We start from the raw sequence: 19,515 nt of genomic DNA, 5'->3' as shown, positions 1-19,515 counted from the left end.
TCATTATAAAATGCTTAACACATATTAGGTCATAACTAAGACTTCAATACACATACCCTTAGGCCGGAGGTCTCACTCTCTCTCCTGTTATTCTGCAAAGCTAATCTTTTCTTCTTACTCCTGCTTTTTTACGTTATTCCCTGCCCGGGCCGTAGATAATCCGGCCCGGCAGCGCGCCCGTGTGCTCGCCCTTATCGATGACAACCGTGCCGTTGACCAGCACGTATTCGATTCCCTCGGGGTAGTGATGCGGGTCGCTGAACGTGGCGCGGTCAAGCACACTTTCCGGGTCGAAGAGCATCAGGTCGGCTGCCATACCCACTTTGATCAGACCGCGCCCGGTGATACCCAGTTTTTCTGCATTCTGCCAGGTCATCTTATGGACAGCCGACTCCAGGCTCAGGACCTTTTGATCGCGGGCGTAGCGGCCCAGAATCCGCGGGAAACTTCCGTACCAGCGCGGGTGCGGTTTGCCCTTGCCCAACGGACCCTCGGGGCGGACCGCCACCCCGTCGCTGCAGAACGAGACCAGCGGATGGACCATCGCCGTGCGGACATCCTCCTCGCTCATCAGGAAATAGACTGTCGGCACGGAGCCGCCCTCCTCCAGCAGCAAGTCGAACAGGACGTCGGTGGGCTCGCCGCCGCGCATCTCGATCACCTCGCTCATCCGCCTGCCGATCAGGTCCTGATTCTTTTCAGCCTTTGTCGAGACAACCAGCATGCTTTCCCAGCCGGCGCTGGAGGTGTAGTGGTTGTACCAGTCGGGGCGGCCGCCGGCATAGAGCGTTTCCTTGAATTGCCTGCGCCAGCCGGGGTCATGCAGCCGCTCGAGCATCTTATCCCGGCCGCCGTCCTGTCCCTCCGGCGGAATCAGGGCCGACAGGTTGTTCTGCCCGGCGATATAGGGGTACATGTTGGCGGTGACGTCGAGCCCCTCCTCGCGCGCCTGCTCGAACCGGGCCAGCACGCTGTCCATCCTGCCCCACAGGTCGCGCTCAGCCACTTTGAGATGGATAACGTCGACCGGGAGATCCGCCTCGCGGCCGATCCGGAACGCCTCGTCCAGGGAGGAAAATATCAGCGAACCCTCATCACGAACATGGGTGCTGTAAATCCCGCCGTGGCGCGAGGCCACCCTGGCCATCGCAATCAGCTCAGCGGTGGTGAGCGGGCTGCCCAGCAGAGCCGAGGACACTCCCAGCGCGCCCTGGCGCATGGCCGCGTCCACCAGCACGCACATGCTGTCCAGTTCCACATCGGAAGGGTTGCGGTTGGTGTCGCCGATCACGTAGCGCCGCACGCTCATCGTACCCACGAACGAGCCGATATTGATCGAGCTCCCCCTGCGCTCGAGCACCTGGAAATACTCGCCGAGGGTACTCCACTCGATATCCGCGTCCCACAGCGGCGCCTCGACCCGCTTGAAATTCTGTCCTGCCCTGCTGATCGGCCCCGCGGAGAGCGCCTCGCCGATAATCTCGGTGGTCACGCCCTGGCGGATCTTGCTCTGGGCGGTGCCGTCCACCAGGATGCTGTAATCGCTGTGGCCGTGGATGTCGATCACCCCGGGAGCGACAATCCGCCCGGAGGCGTTGATCAGCCGGCCGGACCAGGCTCCAGCCAGGTCCCCCACCGCGGCGATCGTATCGGCGATGATACCCACATCGACCTGCCTGCGCGGAGCGCCGGTGCCGTCGATTACGGTCCCACCGGTGATCAGGATATCGAATTTGGGACTTGTTTTTCCGGCGCAGGCGGCCAGCGATGCCGCCAGGACGATTAAACCGGCCAGGATCAGCTTGGATCTCATCGGCGCCTCCGGGGAGGTGGAAAGGTTAACGATCGATCAGTCGCCCAGGCGCACGATATCGATTCCGGCGGCCGGGTCCACCGCCACCGCCTCTATCTCGAGATTGATTCCTGTCGGCAGTTTGGCCACCTGGACCGTGCTGCGCGCGGGCTTGCTGTCTCCGAAATATCTGGCGTAGACTTCGTTCATGCGGGTGAAATCGTTGATGTCTGTCAGGAAAACCGTGGTCTTGACCACATCGCCCAGCCCCGCGCCTGCATCGGCCAGCACGGCGGCCACGTTGTCCAGGGTCATCTCGGTCTGCCGGGCGATATCGCCCAGGAACGGCTCGCCGGTGTCGATATCCACCGGGCCCTGGCCGGAGACATAGATAAAACCGCCGGCCTTGACCCACGGCGAATACGGTCCTTTCGGCGCCGGCACCTTGCCCATCTTGTCCTCCCGTTCTGTACTCGGATAGAAGACTGTCTCAGCAATGCTGTACAAGATTGATCCTCCGCAACAGCCTAACATCCCCAACCCTGCCATGTCAACTGGCTCGGCAGCAACTGGACAGTTGACCTCCAGCACCGCCGTCCGTATTATTTGAACGATCGACCAACCACGGAAGGATATCCGAATGAAAGCACTTCTGCTGGAAGAATACAATAAACTGGTAATCATCGAGCGCCCGGACCCCGAGCCGGCCCCCGACGAGGTTCTGATCCGGGTGCGGGCAGTCGGAATCTGCGGCAGCGACGTCCACGGGATGGACGGCAGCACGGGGCGGCGGATTCCGCCGGTGGTGATGGGCCACGAGGCCGCCGGGATTGTGATCCAGCCCGGCAGCGAGGTCAGCGGTATCGACCCCAACCAACGGGTGACATTCGACAGCACGATCTACTGCGGCAAATGCGCCTGCTGCGAGAGCGGAAATGTAAACCTCTGCGAACACAGGAAAGTATTCGGAGTCAGTTGCGACGAGTACTGTCAGGACGGGGCCTGCGCGGAGTATGTTACCGTGCCGGCGCGTGGTATTTACAAAATACCCGATAAAGTTTCATTCGAGCAGGCGGCCTGCGTGGAGCCGCTGAGCGTGGCGCTGCACGCGGTCAACCGGGCGGGCAGCGTGCCGGGCGGCCCGGCGGTGGTGTTCGGCGCGGGGATGATCGGTATTTTAATCGTTCAAGTGCTTAAAGCCCGGGGTGTCGAGCAGGTCTGGGCGGTGGATGTTAATCAAGAGAGGTTGGCCTTGGCCGCCGAACTTGGCGCGGATAAAACATTCGACCCGCGGGAAACCGATATCGCCGCCGAAACCCGCAAGCTGACCGGCGGAGGTGGCGCGGCGCTCTCGTTCGACGCGGTGGGGGTGGATGAGACCCTGGCCGCGGCGGTAACCTGCCTGGCCAAGCAGGGGACATGCGTGCTGGTCGGTAATTTCCGTCCCGTGGCCGGGCTGCCGCTGCAGCGGGCGGTGGTGCGCGAGATCACGATCAGGGGAAGCTGCGCCTCGGCCGGGGAATACCCGGAATGCCTGGAACTGCTGGAGTCCGGCAAAGTGCGGGTCGATCCGCTGATATCCGCGGTGGCCCCGCTGGAGGAGGGTCCGTCGTGGTTCAAGCGGCTCTATGATGGCGAGCCGGGGCTGTTCAAAGTTATCCTGCGACCCTGACAAGAACTTTCGGGCGAGGCATGCCTCTCCCCTACATTATTTTAACAAATTAAGGAACTGTCGCAATGTCCGATAATAAACATGCCAAACTGTTCGACCTCTCGGGCCGGGTGGCGATTGTCACCGGCTGCAGCCGCGGCCTGGGACAGTATTTTGCGCGGGCGCTGGCCCGGGCGGGAGCCGACCTTGCGATCACCAGCCGCAGACTGGATTCGCTCGGTGATTTCAAGGCCGAGATCGAAAAAATCGGGCGGCGGGCGCTGCCGCTGGAACTCGACGTCCGCGACCGGGAGAGTATCATCGCGATGGCCGCTGCGGCGCACGAGCATTACGGCCGGATCGACATCCTGGTCAACAACGCCGGCTGCAACGTCCGCAAGCCCTCGACAGAGATAACCTGGGACGACTGGAATCTGGTGCTGGACACCAATTTACGAGGCACTTTCTTTACCGCCCAGGAAGCGGCAAAGAAAATGATCCCGGCGGGCTACGGGCGGATAATCAATATCGGCAGTGTAACCAGCGTGTTCGGCTACGCGGGGCTGGCGCCCTACTGCGCCAGCCGGGGCGGGGTGAGGCAGCTGACGATGAGCCTGGCCGACGACTGGGGCCCCCATGGGATCACGGTCAACTGCCTGGCGCCGGGCTGGTTCAAGACCGCCCAGAACGCGGTGATGTACGAGGACCGCGAGTGGCTGGAGTACCTGACCGACCGGATTCCGCTCAAGCGTCCGGGCCGGCCCCACGACCTGGACGGGGCGGTGGTGTTCCTGGCCTCCGAAAGCAGCCGCTATATCACCGGGCAGACGCTGCTGGTCGACGGCGGGATTTCGACCGGGGCCACCCGGGCGGTGCCGAAGAAAAAGCGATCCTAATTTACTAGAGTCTGGAGGATTGAAATGCGCAACTTATTGTTCGTATGTTTTACGATTCTAGCTGCATCTCTGCTCTCCGCCGCTCCCGCCGACACCCTGCTGTTCCACACGGATTTTTCCACTCTCTCCCCCGGCAAGTTCGCCCAGTGGGCCTCGCCCGCTTTCCCGGAGTACCATCACGTGCCGATGGAGTTCATGGACAGCTGGGAGCTGGTCAACAACCGCACGCCCGACGAGTGGTACGTGTTCGAGCACGAGGGCGGCAAGGTGCTGGACTACATGGGTTACAACAGCACGGTCTGGACGAAAGACTATATCTACCCGATCATTGTCACCGGCGACCTACTGTGGGAGGACTACGCGCTGGAAGTGGATATCACTCCCCTGAGCACCAAGGACATGTCGGGGATTGTCTTCCGCTACCGGGACGGCCGTCATTACTACGTGTTCGCTTTCGGCCCCGGCGACACGCTGAGCCTGCGCTACCGCGACGGGGAAAAGGATTTCCGTCGCGACGGCTGGAAAATACTCGGCACGGGCACGATGGAGCTGGATCTGACCCGGCCCCGGACATTCAGGGTCGAAACCAAAGGTGATCGGATTCGCTGTTATGTAGACGGGGTAAAAAAATTCGACGTAAACGACAGCCGTTACTCCGGCGGCAAGGTGGGCCTGATCCCCCAGGCCCCGGTACGTTACCACAATGTGACTGTGACCGCCACCGCGGATGCTAAGAAAAAATTCGAGCGGGCCGCAACAGCCCGCCAGGCCGAGTTGGACAGCCTTCGCCGGACCAATCCCCGGCCCGTACTATGGAAACGGATCAGGACCAGCGAGTTCGGCGTGGCCCGGGCGATGCGCCTGGGCGACCTGGACGGCGACAAGCGCACGGATTTCCTGCTGGTGCAGAATATCGCGTTCCTGGGGCGGAACTACAACCGGATAAGCTGCATGACCGCGCTGGACGCCGACGGCCGTGTGCTGTGGCAGACCGGCACCCCGGACCCGGACCACGCCTGGGTCACCTACGACGTGGCTGTACAGATCCATGATTTCGACGGGGACGGCGAGGCGGAAGTGGTTTACGCCGATGAGCGCTGGATCAAAATCCTTAATGGCAAAACCGGAGAACTCGAGCAGCAGCACCTGGTTCCCGAAAGCAGGATCCTGCCCGGCGAGACCAGTTGGGACGAATACGACCACTACTACCGCCGCGACCACCTTCACTACCTGAATGTCGACTGCTTCAGCTTCTGTGACCTTCGCGGCACGGGCAAGCCGCTGGATTTTATCATCAAGGACCGTCACACCCGGCTGTGGGCCTTCGACAACCAGTTCAACCTGCTCTGGACCAACAGCGCCAACCTGGGCCACTACCCCTACTTTTACGACTACGACCGCGACGGGCGCGACGAGGTGTTCCTGGGCTACACGCTGTTCGACCATGACGGGACGATAATCTGGAGCCTGGACGACAAACTGCAGGAGCACGCCGACGGGATAGTGGCCGGGGATTTCAGCCTGGGACAGGGGCCCGAGCGGGTGTTTATCACCGCCAGTGACGACGGGGTGGCGGTGGCGGATATCGACGGCAAGATCCTGCTGCACGACAGGGTGGGCCACGCCCAGACGCCCTCGATCGGCCAGTTCCGCCCGGATATTCCGGGCCTTGAGATGTGCAACATCAATTTCTGGGGCGAACCGGGACTGATCACGCTCTACTCAGCACAGGGTGAAAAAATTATCGACTTCGAGCCGATCCACCAGGGCTCGCCGATCCTGCCGGTCAACTGGCGGGGCGACGGGACCGAGCTGATTTTGCTCAGTACCAACCCTATATCCGGCGGGATGGTGGACGGCTGGGGGCGGCGCGCGGTGATGTTCCCCGACGACGGCCACCCGGACCTGGCCTGCCTGGTCCACGATCTGACCGGCGATGCGCGCGACGAGATAATTACCTGGGACCCGGAGTGGATCTATATCTACACCCAGTCCGACGCATTCGACGGGGACAGCCTTTACGCACCCGTGCGGCCACCTGCTTACAACGAGTCCAACTACCGCCCGGAGGTGAGCTGGCCGGCGTGGGTGAAGTGAATAGATAATTATCGCGAAAATATCTTTTCGGTGCGAACGGGCTGTTCCGTGCGGTTTGGCGGGATGGATCGAATGGAGCGGGGGCACAAAAAAAGGCCCCTGACGGGGCCTTATCAAGCATTGAGGCAGTAAATCAGTTTCAGTACCTGCCGTACCATTTCTGCCAGGTGGGCTCCAGGATATCCTCGAACGCTCCGGGCACGCCCGTGGCCGGGCCGTGGAACACGCTGCCGCCGAAGGTGGTCAGGTAGATCATGCCGGGGTTGTGGACATCGAACACCGGGCGGTGTCCCCACTTGAAATTGTAGCCCTCCAGCCGATACCAGCTCTCCCCGCGGTCATCGGAGCGAAACGCCGCGCTGTCGAAGCCGTTGATTATCACCGTGTTCGGATTCTCCGGGTCCAGCGCCGCGCCGTAGACATGGGCGTCCTCGCGGAACACCAGCTTCCAGCTCGCGCCGCCGTCCCCGGTGCGCCACAACCCGCCGCCTTTATCGACCCCGTTCACCGGCTCCGGCCAGCAGCTGAGATACATCCGCCGCGGCTCGGCCGGGTCGTAGATCAGGTCGTTGGGCGCGTTGACCCCGGGCGGCATAGCCAGCGGCTGCCAGCTTTCGGCCCCGTCGGTGCTGGTGTACATCGCGCCGTCCACCACCTGGCTCTTCTCCAGGCCGCGGGCCACCAGCAGGTAGAGTCTGCCGTCTGGAGTACGGGTTATCCGCCAGGCGTTGAGGTTACCCGCGATCCCCTCGTTTTTCAGCGTCCAGGTCGCCCCGCCGTCGGTGCTCTTGAACACTCCCTTGCCGAAGCCGCTGACATAGAGCGTGCGCGACTCGGCCGGGCTGTCGGGGTCCAGCAGGATATGGGTGCTGACCGTGTTGGGCGGCATCCCCTCGTTACTCTGTCGCCAGGTGCGGGCGGCGTCATCGGAGACTGTCACGCCGCCCACGTAGCGGTCGAACCGCCCGCTGCGGAACATCTTGGGCCGGGGCAGGTCGTGGCCCGATCCCCAGACTCCCCAGGCCCGTCCCCTGAGCTCGGGATCGAACACCATCCAGTAGCAGGTGTTGCGCCAGGCGCGCGGCGCGCCCTCGATAGAGTGGACCCAGCTCTCTCCGCCGTTGAAGCTGTGGAACGCGCCGATATCGGTGTAGGAGATAAATACGTGCAGCGGGTCGAACGGGTCGAAATGGACGCCGTAGTTGGTGGTGACATCAAGGCCCCGGCTGACCCAGGAACCGTCGGGCATCTGGCTGGTATATACCTGCGCCCAGTGTGCGCCTCCGTCGAGCGTGCGGTAGGTGGTGCCGAAATCGTTGGCCCAGCAGATCTCGGGGTCGGTCGGGCTCACGCCCAGGCTGAGCGGGTACTCGCCCCACTCGGGGCCGTAGTTTTCGACCATCCAGCCGCCCTCGTGGTTCTCGCTGAGCACTTTTTCACTGGTCGCCCGGTATACCCAATGCCAGCTTTCGCCGCCGTCAGTGGTTTTGAACACGCCGAAGCGGCGCTCCACCTCACCATCTGCCCGGACGACCGGATTGTAGCCGCAGGATAAATACGCCACTTCGGGAGCGCTTTCGCAGACCGCCAGGGCGTAAAACCCGGGTACGCGCATGCCGCTCTTCCAGTCGCCGGCAAGACCGTTGTTGATCTGCCGCCAGCTTGCGCCGCCGTCGGAGGAACGGTACACGCCGCCCGCCAATTTACCTGACTCCTCACTGGTCCGGGCAGTTACATAGAAGACTGCCCCGCCGGCAGTGTAGCCGCCATCGGCGACCAGGATATCCTGGCGCGGCAGTTCGATCTCCTCGGCGCTTCCGGCTCCGGTGTCGATCCGCCAGCCGGAAGTGGTGGTAAACAGGACGATTTGGTCCGGTTCGCCGTACCATGATCCGGGGAAGATATTCAGCACGCCGGAGCCTTCCACCGTTGCCACCCGGCGCCAGCTTGCGCCGCGGTCCGGACTGTGCATCACCCTGACCCCGTCCTGGCGGACATCACCGATATAGAGGTTGTTCCCATCCTCCGGATCGACCAGGACCTGGGGAATGCTGCGGAGCACCTCACTATCTTTCGTGCGGAAGCCGTGGTTAGCGTGATCGCCCACCATCAATTCCTCGGCGATATCCTCGGGACGGGGATAGATCAGCCGCCAGCTCCCGCCGCGGTCATCGCTGCGATAGACCCCGCTGTTGGAGGCATAAACCGTGCTCGGGTTGGATGGGTCGAACTCGAAATCGCGGACAACCGTGCGCAGGTTAAACATGCGCCAGCTCTTGCCGCCATCGACTGTCAGATAGGCCCCGGTCATGTCGCAGCGGACAAAAACGTGATCCGGGTCCTGCGGGTTGATTGTCGAGAGGAACTGCGCTCCGCCACCGCCCGGACCGATTACACGCCAGGCGGCCTGATCCGCGGTATCCGACGGCTGAACAGGACGGGACTGTTCAACTCCGCAGGCAGCTGTACCGATTGCAAACATGAATACCGACAGAGCCACTTGAGTCAGACGGCGAATTGTAATGATCAATTGTCCCTCCCCTGTAACGATGGTTTGCGTTCCCGGTATGTTCCGGCTCAGTATGACAGTTTTATCATCCGGACGTGACATGGGTTAAACTACAAGGATTATTCTGCTGTTCTCAAGTTTCCAGAAAATAATCTAGTTGAAACCAGATTGCCCGGATAATCTTTTTTCGATGGATTGTGTTAATATTTAGTTTGATGGAAAAAAAAGATTTCTTTCCAGAAACCGGTGTTGTGCCAACAGGCGTTTTTTCATCCCGGACACCCTTGCTTGTACTTTAGATAACGGGATCACAGTTGCGAACACGATTCACGGTTTTGCTCTGTTTTTTTGGACTTCTTTCTTGACAACGATTGCGGAATATGCTAATATAATACAAATATTCTTTCCGAAAGAAAATTTTTGCAGATACCTATCCACTCATTTCCCATGTAAATTACTTGACCGGGATTCTCAACAGTTAGCGGCTAAACAGATATGAGTACAGCGTTTTGTCGTTTGGTATTTGGAACGACAAGATGTCATTCCCTCCATACCGTATCTCAGGAACTATACGGGTAAAAAAATTAATGCCGCATGCCCACAAGAAAATCCGGGCACTCAACCGCTCGGCGGTATTGAATACAATCATCACACACGGTCCGATCTCCCGGGTCAGACTGTCGAGGAGCACAGGGCTGAACCAGAGCACTGTTTCCAAGATCACCAGCGAGCTTATCGGCGAGGGTGCGATCTACGAGGCGAGCCAGGACGACGCCAACGCGCTGGGCCGCAAGCCGGTCAACCTGAGGGTCAGCCCGAGTTACCGGATTTACGGATCGATTGATACAACCATTCGCCATGCTACCCTGTCGGTCTGCGACCTTTCAGGCGAAGTCCTTTCTCAACAACAAATCGAAACTTTCCCCAACGACGCCGACAAATTCTTCGATCTCTGCGCCGCCAGACTTGCGGAGATGGTCGATGAATTTACGCAGCCCCTGGCCGGCGTAAGCGTGATTGTCGCTGCGGTGCTTAATTCGGAGACCGGCATGATCTTCTGGAACAACCGTCTGGGCTGGAAAAACGTTTCCTGCCGCAAACCGGTCGAGCGCCATTTCGAGTGCCCTGTCTTTGTTGAAAATAACGCCAAGGCAGGTGCGGTAGCCGAGTTTTGGTTTGCCGATGAGGCGAGGGGGCTGAGTAATTTCGTTTACGTTCTCGTCTGCGAGGGTGTGGGCATCGGTACGGTAATCCACGGGAAGCTCTATAACGGAGCCCGGTTCATGGACGGTAGGTTCTACTCGGGGATTGTGGAGATCGACGGGGATTACGAAACACCTTCCAAAGGCACTACCTGGGAGGACAAGGCGTCGTTCGAGGGTATTGTCGACCGTTATTGTGAGCTTTCCGGTCAGCCGAGGGAAGACGATTTCGGCAGCCAGGCGATCAGACTGATCGATATGGCTGTCGAGGGAGATTCCGATGCGCGCAAGGCCTTGCGGGAAACCGCGAAATGGCTGGGAGCGGGCCTGGCCAATATCAACAACGGACTCGACCCGGAGCGGATCATTCTGTGCGGCCACCTCGTAAAGGCGTGGAAACTGATTTATCCCGAGCTGCTGGACCAGCTTCGCAGCAGGGCGCCGTACCCGATGGAGCACCTGCCGGACCTGATTGTACCGTGCTCCTTGCAGAATCCTACATTCAGCGGCGCGCGCGCCCTCGTCCTGCAGCACATGCTCGGCGATCACGACGACGGATCCCAGCCGGTAGCCAGAACGAGAAAATCAACGAGCAAAACATCCAGGCTGGAAGGAGTTCCAGCCTGATTTCATCCGGGATTCACCATATAAAGCTGGTAATCTGGATTATAAAAAAGGACAAAAAGATCATAATTCATTGATGAAAAACAAGTTTTTGCTCAGAGCAAATTTCTGACAACGAATAAGAAATGCCCATGCCGTCAGTTCCGCCAAGGTTCATCCGGCATGGACCACGAGCGCAATCCAGGGGATTTTTGTTTGAACGGAATAATATAAAAGGGCCCATGCCGTCAGTTCCGCCAAGGTTCATCCGGCATGGGCCACAAGCGCAATCCCAAGGGATTGCTACGTTAATATATAAACTATTCGCAATCTCGTCAACTTTTATTTCCGAAGAGGGGCAACGGAAAGTAATTGCTCTGCTCGGTTTAAATTTCGACAAAATGCTGGAACTCATCTTTCGTACCGAATGTTCCAGCGAAACCACAACTCAATTCCAAGGAGGGCGAATGAAGCACTTGCACTGATGAGTGGCTTGAAAGAGATGAGCGGTTTTCAGGAATTTCGGTCAGGCGCAAAGAAGGCAACAGGAAGCATTTACATTCGCAAATTGTTCCAGAAGGATCCTGAAGGAGGATCTATGTCGATTAACAAACGTCTTTTCGGAAGGTCCGGCATACTGCTGCTCTCTGCATTGATCTGGGCCTTGCCTGCAATGGCTCAGCTCAATACCTCCAAGGTTGAGGGCACAGTCCGGGACGCCGATACGGGCGGACCCCTGCAGGGTGCGCAGGTCGTGATCGAAGGCACCAGGCTGGGAAACGTAACCAATGCGGACGGTTACTTTTTTATCCTGAACGTACCGCCTGGACGGCGCGATATCACCTTCACATACACCGGTTATCAGAAGGTGACGATTGGTGATCAACTGCTGCTCGCCGGCCAGACCACGACTGTTAATTCAAACATGAGTTCCACCGTGGTCCAGCTCGAGGGAATCACTATCGAGGGTGAATCCGATGTGCTGATGCCGCGTGATAACACGGTCAGTAAACAGAGGATGACCGCGGAGAAAATCGCCGAAATACCCGCCACCACGCTCGAGGACATGATGATTCTCGAGGCCGGCGTGCAGACCGGCGGTCCCGACGCCCTTGGCCGCGGCCTGCGTATCCGCGGCGGCCGCCTGGGTGAAGAAGTGATGATCATCGACGGCATGACCGTGCGCAACTACACCGCCGACCCGTTCAGAAGCGGTCTCGGCTGGGTGTGGGAGCAGGAGCTCGGTTCCCGCGCCGAGGATGCGTCTCCTCTGGAGTTCTCCGCGGCTGCGGTCGAGCAGGTGGACATCATCACCGGCGGGTTCCAGGCCGAGTACGGCAACGCCCAGTCCGGTGTGATCAATATCGTAACCAAGGAAGGTGGCGCGGACTGGCACGGTAACATCAGGTACACCACCGATGAAACCAACCCCCGCACCTCCGATTACGGCTATAACCAGATGACCGTCTCGATCGGCGGACCGCTTTCCTTCATCCCCAACCTGTACATCCACGGTTCGGGTGAAATTCAGGGAATGGCCGACCGTCAGCCGACTCACGCCGACGAGGGCTTCCGCGGCATCAACGAAGATTTCGTGGCGCGGCTGAACGCCGCGGTCCGTAACGACCCGGTTTTCGGCATTCAGACCCCAGCTTTCAGCCTGGAAGACCTCCAGGCAGGGCGCGACTTCTACGCCGGCAAGACCGGCAACAGCGCAGCGCTGTTCAATCCGGGCAACCCCGTGCGTGTCCCGGAAAACTGGGGCGACAGGAGCCTGGCCAGCAGCAAGATTACTTACTACCCGCTCCAGGGTATGAAGCTGCTGGGCTCGATCAACTACAGCCGCAACCAGAACAGCATCCCCCGCAGCCAGGGTAATTACTTTACCGATGGCGTTATTACTCAATCCACCCTGCCGGCCAGGGCCTGGGAGAACGAGTCGGATACGATGCTGGTGGTCCCGCAGGGCTACGCCCGGCGTACCCGCACAAGCAACCTGCTGCTGGGCGGCGACTGGGACTTCTACCGCAGCGCAGACCGGAGCGCATCGCTGATATTCCGTTACACCAGGTTCAGGACCCAGGATATTTCGAGCGGGAGCCCGCGCGATGGCTACGTCCGCAGCGAGAACACCACGTTCATGGGCTGGTCAATGCACGACATCCCCTTCGAGATCGAGACCTTCCCCGAGATGAACATGCCGCTGCAGGGCTCCGACTTAGGCAAGATCTATTATCCCGACGGCGACGGTCCATGGCACCGTAACTGGGACCTGGAGTATCCTTACCGGCTGATTACCGGTAACGACCTCTACTGGCTCAGCTACTTCTACCAGCGCGAGTGGCAGAACAACTACAAGGTCGATATCGATTTCCAGATTAACCGTTACAACCGCGCCAAGCTGGGCCTGCAGTTCTCGGACTTCGAGAACCAGAAGTACGAGCTGCATAACATGAGGTTCCGCAGAGATTTAGATAACGAGTTCAACTACGAGCCGACGATACTGGCTCTTTACCTTCAGAACCGTACCGATCTCGGCGACTTCATCTTCAATTACGGCCTGCGCTTTGACAGGTTCGATCCGGTAGACAACTGGGGATTCCGCAGCGGCGACGACTGGGGCGAGAGATATTTCGCCAACGTTATCGACGAGTGGTCGCCTCGTTTCGATGTCGGCTTCCCGGTTACCGACAAGAGTCAGATGCGTTTCAGCTACGGCGTGTTCTCCCAGCTGCCCAGCATGAGCTACATCTTCAGCGGCAGCAACCCCGGCGGTCTGGAATACAGCCGCACGGACTCGTTCGAGGGCGGCGTGAGCTATCTGATCAGCGATGACATGGTGATGGACGTGGTGGGTTACTATCGCGACGTTATCGGCAACGTGGCTCGCAAGGAATTCTTCCGCGACTACTACCAGTGGCACGAGGAACGCCCGATTCGCGACTGGACCACGGGTTTCACCAACAGGGACAGTGGTAACATCAAGGGCATGGACCTTACCATGCGTAAGCGCTTCAGCAACAATTTCGCTTACAACCTGATGTACACCATGCAGTTCTCCCGCACCACCGGTAGTGATTACGCCACCACCGGTGAGTTTGACGTCTTCCTCGATCCCTCAACCGGCGCGGTCTTCGTTCCGCCCGACGAGCTGAGGCCGATCAACGGTGACGTGACCCACAAGGTGACCGCCACCCTCAACTACCTCTTCCCGGAAGACTTCAAGTCCGGGACGATCTACAATACGGTCCTGAGGGACATCCGCATCTTTGCGCTGTTCACCCTGCAAAGCGGGGCGCCTGCTTACGACAGGATCGTCAACTCCGGTTCCACCTACTGGATGGCCGCGGACGAGAACGTCTCGTGGCTGACCCGCCGCAACGGGCGTCCGATCGGTGGCGTCAACTACTTCCGCGGGCGCTGGGACTATAACCTGGACCTGCGTTTCACCAAGCAGATCCGCCTGGGCAGAGCCTATCGGATCAACCTCTTCAGCGAAATCTTTAACACGTTCAGCAAGAAGTATCCGACAGCATACCCGTCGGGCCTGCACTTCGAGTCCTATTACAGGCGCGCCGGCGGCGGAGTGGTGATGGAGTGGGACGACAACGCGAGCCGGGAAACCAAAACCTGGTTCAATGCAGATTTCAACCAGGACGGCGTACTTTCGCTTGAAGAGCAGGCCAAGGGCAACATCGCCCATTCGGTGATGATGTCCACGATGGACAAGGGCGCCTATGGCTTGGCCAGGCAGATCCGTTTCGGCGCCGAGTTTACTTTCTAACTCCGTGGCTGATTGGCATTTTGCCGGTTATTCCATAGCAAATTCACAGGAGATAACCTATGCTTCATAAATATCTCATTATTCCGATCAAGCTGGCGGTTGTGACCCTGCTGGTTCTATTCGTTTCCACTGCGAATGCAGAATGGAAGCAGAGTACCCAGGCCCAGGGCAACAACGTCGGCTTAACGGTGTCTACGAGCTACGGCGGACCGATGCGCGGTGGAACGCCTACCCAATTCCCGCGCGGTTCGGGTAACATCTACAAGCCAGGTCGCTGGAACTGGGGATTATGTGTCGCTCGAGACGGCACCGGCGACGGTGTGGCTAACGACACGTTGGCCAACCTTTCCAGGGCCGGACGCTTCCCGGGCATGCTCTGCTCGCTGGAAGCTCTCGATCTGCTGACATCTCTGCAAGCAGCCGGTGAGGATATGGAAGACGCCGCGAGACGGCTACCCCAGAGCCGGGTCTATACCACCTCCGATCCCGGCGACATCGCCGACTGGCCCGCCGAGTTCCGTGAAGGCCGCTCCACCGGCGGCGCCCCGATCTTCCACGGCGCTGAAACTATCGTTACCTTCAATGGCGACTGTTTCAACCAAAGCCAAGCTATGGGCGGTTCGATCGAATGGCGCTTCCATTTCCTCAACTTCGCGGAAAGCAACAACATGGTTTACGCCCATGTGTTCTTCCGTAACATGAGCGAGTACAACAAGTGGAACGGCAATCCGGACATAACGGCACAGATCGCCTCCACGCCTAACGGCCAGGTCTGGATCGGTATGCAGTTGAATTATAACTACGGCAACGGCTTCCTGATCGGCGGCCGCGATGAAGCGTGGGCATATTACTTCCCGCGCGAAATCATTGTCGTAGCGGACCGGGACGGCATCGAGGGCAGCTTCACCGGGCATCCGGCGATGGTGTCGATGATGATGCTGCGTAAACCCGTTTGGAAGGGCGAGGAAATCCGGTTCTCCAACAGCTCCGCCCATGGCTGGTCGACAGAGTACGGCCTGATGCAGCCCGAGGAAGTGCTCGAGGGCGGTTATCCGACGGGTAGGGCCTACCGTTACGGCAACGGCCGCTACGATCCCACCGCTCCGTTCTATCCCGGCTACGTAAATCCCTGGACCGGCGGTCCGGTGTACGGCTGGCCCGGCGTGCCTCTGCCGGAAGAGCCGCGTTACGACCAGTGGTGGTGGGGTACGCGCAACGCCTACAACTCCTACAACTTCTGGGGCGAGTACCATGACTTCGCACCGCGCGACAGCTTCAGCCTGGACGCGGTGTATTCGTGGGTGCAGCCCAAGAACCCGCCGTTCACTTTCCCGCCATCGGATATTCCCAATCTGGACAATCCCGATGTGCAGGATCAGTTGAGCACGGTGCTGGCCTACAATGACGTGGCCGAGATCGTCTCTGCCGGCGGCTTCATACTGCCTGAAACACCGGCTCCGCCGCCACTGACGATTATCCCCGGCGCGAAACAGGTGACCATCACTTGGAGCGACGTCAACATCAATACGCCCGATGCGTATTATGGCTTCCTGCAGGATAACCCCTCGCTCGATCCCAGTGGGCTGTACCGGGAGTACGATTTCGAGGGTTACCGCCTGTATCGCTCGTTTGTCGGTCCCAGCGACTCGCATTCCGAGCTGATCTGGGAAGGCAGCATCGGCGGCGGCGACCTGGCGTTCCATTTTATCGACACGCGTGGCAGTGACAACCCGCTGTTCCGGATGAACAACGGCATGCGCATCTGGTATGCGCTCGTTCCTTACGATTACAACTACGATCCGGGTGAGGACGCCTACTTCAGTCTGCCCGATCCCGCCAGCGGTAAGTTGTGGAACAGACCCGGCGCGCAGTTGTACACGGTCCAGCCCCGCAGCGATGCCAGTAGCTTCAAAGCGGCGGAACTGGTCGGTTATGAATACGTCCCGCCCTCCGGATACAGTGCCACGCCGACCGCAGGGGGGACTGTCGCCCTGGCCGGTGACGGAACCCTGCTGACAGAGGATCCGGCCTTTATCCCGAGATTCCTGACCAATGTGTCATGGGATGCGGTGAATAGTGAGCGGATCACCTCGGAAGAGGTGTTCTATCTCCAGGCTACCGACAAAATGGAGACCATGGGTTTTCAGAACGGCAGACGCTCCGTGGTGTTTGCCGATGCCAGCGGTAACGCGGTGACCGATCCGTTTCGTGTCGACGTTCGTACCAGGAATCGAGGCTCGCACCTTTTTACCTTAGCTTATTCCGGGAACATGAGTGCGGATGGCGTGTCCTGGGCTGTGTCGGCCTTGACATACACCGGCCGCCGGCAATTAAACGAAGGCCGGCGTTTACAGGTTCAGATCGATCCGGGCGGCTACACCGGCGCCACCGTTGCTCTGGGCAACAAAAGCCTGGCCGCCAGCGGGGCTTCCCATTATTCCGAGAATGGTTACTATCAGGCCTACATTCGGAACGCCGCCTACGAGATCAGCTGGAGCAGCTCGGGTGGCAACGTAACTGTCAGCGTAACCGACCGCACCCATGGCGTCAGCATTCCGTTCAGCCCGTATATCGACGACGTGGGCTGGGGTTTCGTTCCTGTTGGAGTGGACCCGTCCGTGCTGAAGAGCGAAACCAACGTGGGCTGGGGCCCGAGGTCTTATGCTCCGCAGTCGGACCGTTCGACCTTGCTGGTGGAATCACTGCCGGCGGGCAACACCGAGGACTGCGCCCTGTGGGTCGCCGGCCACATTATCCACCTGTCCGGCGCTCCGATTACGATGCCGGGCAGCGCTGTGATGGTGCTGCGCAGCGCGTTGGGCTCGTGGGATGACAACACATTCATCCAGGGCGCCGACGTGCTGATGCCCGGTGACAAATGGAAGTTCACCATTAAGCCGATGACTTTTGATCCGAACGACGCCGACCTGAGCAAGGTGATGGTGGTGCCGAATCCGTACATGGCTTCCTCCGCGCTCGATCTGTCACCCGACCAGCGGCGGATCGAGTTTGTCAACCTGCCCGCGCGCTGCACCATTCGGATTTATTCACTGGGCGGCCACCTGGTCAACGTGCTCAACCATATCGGCGCCAACCGCCACGGCTGGGGTAACTACGATGACTTTGACCGTCTGAGTATCGCTGGCGACCCGCGTGAGTTCACGGGTTGGGACAACCACGGCGGGACAGAAGCCTGGAACCTGCGGAACCGTTTCGGCCAGACTGTGGCCAGCGGCTTGTACTTCTTCCACGTGACGGACGAGAGGGGAGAAACTCACACTGGTAAGTTCTACGTCATCAACTAAATCGCAAAGGATGATGAAAGATGACGACTTACACAGATAAGAATTTCTCTCTTGAGACCAAATGGAGGTTGTTTATGTTAACCAAAACGGCCACACGCGCCTTGATTATCCTCGGCGTACTCGTGTCGTTCGTCGCCGTGCCGCTGATGGCACAGGGTATCCTGCGACAGGAGTACACCGGTCTGGATAAGTATCTCTCACAGGGGCGTCCGGATGCTGCTTCCTTTGTCGGCGTAAGAGCCGCTGAGTTCCTCGAGATTCCAGTGGGAGCCAGGGGCATCGGGATGGGAAGCGCCTACTCGGCAGTCACCGACGGCATCAGTTCGATCTGGTGGAACCCCGCCGGACTGGGATTCCTGCAGCAGAAGGAAGTGATGCTGACGGTTGTCGATTACACCATGGACCTGACCTACAGCTACGCCGCGGCGGCGGTCCCTGTTGCCGACGGCAATCTGGTGCTGGGCGCGTTCTTCGGGTATCTCGACATTCCCGAGATGGAAATAACGACGTTCAGTTCCCCGCAGGGTATCGGGCGTACATTTAACGCCTACGATTTCCAGGCGGGTGCGTCGTTCGCCTACACGTTCAGCGACCGCTTCATCGCCGGTATGAACCTCAAGTATGTCCACCAGGACATGTTCAACAACATCGGCGGCAGCGCGTTCGCAATCGATGCGGGTGCGATCTACCACACCGAGCTCAACGACCGCGAGATCCGTTTCGCTTTCGCGATCCAGAACCTCGGAACCAACATCACCATGAAGGGTCCGAACCTGCTTTACGAGGTCGGTCCCGAGAGCATGGGTGGTAATATCCCGACAGGTTATACCGACTACAGCTCGAGCCCCCTCGCCCTGCCCCGCAGGGAGAACCGCTGGGCGTACCGCCAGACTCACACCTACCGTCTGCCTTCGGTGGTCAAGCTGGCGCTGTCGTACAACCTGCTCACTTCCGAAAACACCAACTGGCTGGTTTCCACTGAGCTGTGGAGAAACAGCACCACGCCGCTCAGCTATGCCACCGGCACGGAAATCAACTTCAACTTCACCCCGTTCATGTCCGCGGCGCTTCGTGGGGGCTGGCTGATCCAGACCGACGAGTACACGGACAGCATGGACGACTTCGGCTACGAGTACCTGGGTGATGACCCCACCTGGCGCGGCTTGAGTTTCGGCGGTGGCCTCAGGCGTGATATCGGTGGCAAGGCGATCACGTTCAACTATGCCTATCGCAACAAAGGCCGCCTGACCGCCGATAACTTCTTCACCGTGAGCTTCGGGTTCTAACACCAGTGTTCCGGATCTGAACTCATGTGAAGATGAAGCCCGGCCCGGCATAATGCCGGGCCGGGCTTTTAATTAAATGCCCGGTCCTGAATTTGAAGTGCCGACAACCAGATACTTCAAAAAACCAGCGGATTTGTTTACTATATACTTGCGCACAATACTTCCCGACCGTAATCAATTCAATTAACCGTGAATCTTAGCTGGTATTAATCGCTGTTCGCACTCAAACTTTGCAGAGAGGATACCGGTGAAAATTCTCACCCTGTTTATTGCTACGGTTCGCCGATCATGCATTATATGTTTACTTACGCTGCTGATATCATTCAGTTTACCGCTGGCGGTGTCAGCCGCCGGTCAGGACATTTTCACCGCCATCAGTCCCCCGCCCGA

The 19,515-nt window shown here is 59.2% G+C and carries 10 protein-coding genes; 7 read left to right on the top strand and 3 right to left on the bottom strand.

What is annotated here, in order from left to right; translation table 11 throughout:
• Positions 1–133: 133 nt before the first annotated feature.
• Together FVQ81_02635 and FVQ81_02630 are read right to left on the bottom strand one after the other, a co-directional pair.
• Positions 134–1,813, bottom strand: coding sequence for a D-aminoacylase (locus FVQ81_02635; GenBank protein MBW7995469.1), 1,680 nt, complete (start codon positions 1,811–1,813; stop codon positions 134–136).
• A gap of 36 nt (positions 1,814–1,849) precedes the next feature.
• Positions 1,850–2,245: a hypothetical protein gene (locus FVQ81_02630; GenBank protein ID MBW7995468.1), complete on the bottom strand. Its 396-nt coding sequence runs from the start codon at positions 2,243–2,245 to the stop codon at positions 1,850–1,852.
• A 187-nt stretch (positions 2,246–2,432) separates the two neighbouring features.
• Here FVQ81_02630 and FVQ81_02625 point away from each other — a divergent pair, with 187 nt between their 5' ends.
• The 3 genes from FVQ81_02625 to FVQ81_02615 all read left to right on the top strand — a co-directional run bounded on the left by FVQ81_02625 (position 2,433) and on the right by FVQ81_02615 (position 6,436).
• A complete protein-coding gene (locus FVQ81_02625) occupies positions 2,433–3,464 on the top strand; it encodes a galactitol-1-phosphate 5-dehydrogenase (GenBank protein ID MBW7995467.1) in 1,032 nt (343 codons plus the stop codon).
• 65 nt (positions 3,465–3,529) lie between these two features.
• Positions 3,530–4,339, top strand: a complete 810-nt coding sequence (locus FVQ81_02620; protein MBW7995466.1) for a glucose 1-dehydrogenase — start codon at positions 3,530–3,532, stop codon at positions 4,337–4,339.
• A 24-nt stretch (positions 4,340–4,363) separates the two neighbouring features.
• Positions 4,364–6,436 carry a hypothetical protein gene (locus FVQ81_02615; GenBank protein MBW7995465.1) on the top strand — a complete coding sequence of 691 codons (2,073 nt, stop codon included), beginning with the start codon at positions 4,364–4,366 and terminating at the stop codon, positions 6,434–6,436.
• A gap of 139 nt (positions 6,437–6,575) precedes the next feature.
• Here FVQ81_02615 and FVQ81_02610 read toward each other — a convergent pair whose 3' ends face one another.
• Positions 6,576–8,966 carry a hypothetical protein gene (locus FVQ81_02610; protein MBW7995464.1) on the bottom strand — a complete coding sequence of 797 codons (2,391 nt, stop codon included), beginning with the start codon at positions 8,964–8,966 and terminating at the stop codon, positions 6,576–6,578.
• Between the two features lie 515 nt (positions 8,967–9,481).
• On the opposite strand from FVQ81_02610, the gene FVQ81_02605 reads away from it, so the two are divergent.
• The 4 genes from FVQ81_02605 (at position 9,482) to FVQ81_02590 (ending at position 19,125) form a co-directional block, all read left to right on the top strand.
• Positions 9,482–10,774, top strand: coding sequence for an ROK family transcriptional regulator (locus FVQ81_02605; protein MBW7995463.1), 1,293 nt, complete (start codon positions 9,482–9,484; stop codon positions 10,772–10,774).
• Between the two features lie 403 nt (positions 10,775–11,177).
• Positions 11,178–14,534, top strand: a complete 3,357-nt coding sequence (locus FVQ81_02600) for a TonB-dependent receptor plug domain-containing protein (GenBank protein MBW7995462.1) — start codon at positions 11,178–11,180, stop codon at positions 14,532–14,534.
• 59 nt (positions 14,535–14,593) lie between these two features.
• Entirely contained in the window at positions 14,594–17,839 is a 3,246-nt protein-coding gene (locus tag FVQ81_02595; GenBank protein ID MBW7995461.1) for a hypothetical protein, read from the top strand.
• Positions 17,840–17,859: 20 nt separating this feature from the next.
• On the top strand, positions 17,860–19,125 hold the full coding sequence (locus FVQ81_02590; GenBank protein ID MBW7995460.1) for a PorV/PorQ family protein: 1,266 nt from the start codon (positions 17,860–17,862) through the stop codon (positions 19,123–19,125).
• The last annotated feature ends 390 nt before the right edge of the window (positions 19,126–19,515 follow it).

The organism is Candidatus Glassbacteria bacterium (genome assembly GCA_019456185.1).
Lineage (GTDB): Bacteria > Gemmatimonadota > Glassbacteria > GWA2-58-10 > GWA2-58-10 > JAJRTS01.
This window is presented reverse-complemented; position numbering and strand designations above follow the sequence as displayed.

Excerpts from the sequence above, each read along its gene's own strand:
- FVQ81_02615 (MBW7995465.1), top strand. The coding sequence starts at position 4,364 with ATGCGCAACTTATTGTTCGTATGTTTTACGATTCTAGCTGCATCTCTG.
- FVQ81_02620 (MBW7995466.1), top strand. The coding sequence starts at position 3,530 with ATGTCCGATAATAAACATGCCAAACTGTTCGACCTCTCGGGCCGGGTG.
- FVQ81_02625 (MBW7995467.1), top strand. The coding sequence starts at position 2,433 with ATGAAAGCACTTCTGCTGGAAGAATACAATAAACTGGTAATCATCGAG.
- FVQ81_02600 (MBW7995462.1), top strand. The coding sequence starts at position 11,178 with ATGTTCCAGCGAAACCACAACTCAATTCCAAGGAGGGCGAATGAAGCA.
- FVQ81_02630 (MBW7995468.1), bottom strand. The coding sequence starts at position 2,245 with ATGGGCAAGGTGCCGGCGCCGAAAGGACCGTATTCGCCGTGGGTCAAG.
- FVQ81_02635 (MBW7995469.1), bottom strand. The coding sequence starts at position 1,813 with ATGAGATCCAAGCTGATCCTGGCCGGTTTAATCGTCCTGGCGGCATCG.
- FVQ81_02590 (MBW7995460.1), top strand. The coding sequence starts at position 17,860 with ATGACGACTTACACAGATAAGAATTTCTCTCTTGAGACCAAATGGAGG.
- FVQ81_02595 (MBW7995461.1), top strand. The coding sequence starts at position 14,594 with ATGCTTCATAAATATCTCATTATTCCGATCAAGCTGGCGGTTGTGACC.
- FVQ81_02605 (MBW7995463.1), top strand. The coding sequence starts at position 9,482 with ATGTCATTCCCTCCATACCGTATCTCAGGAACTATACGGGTAAAAAAA.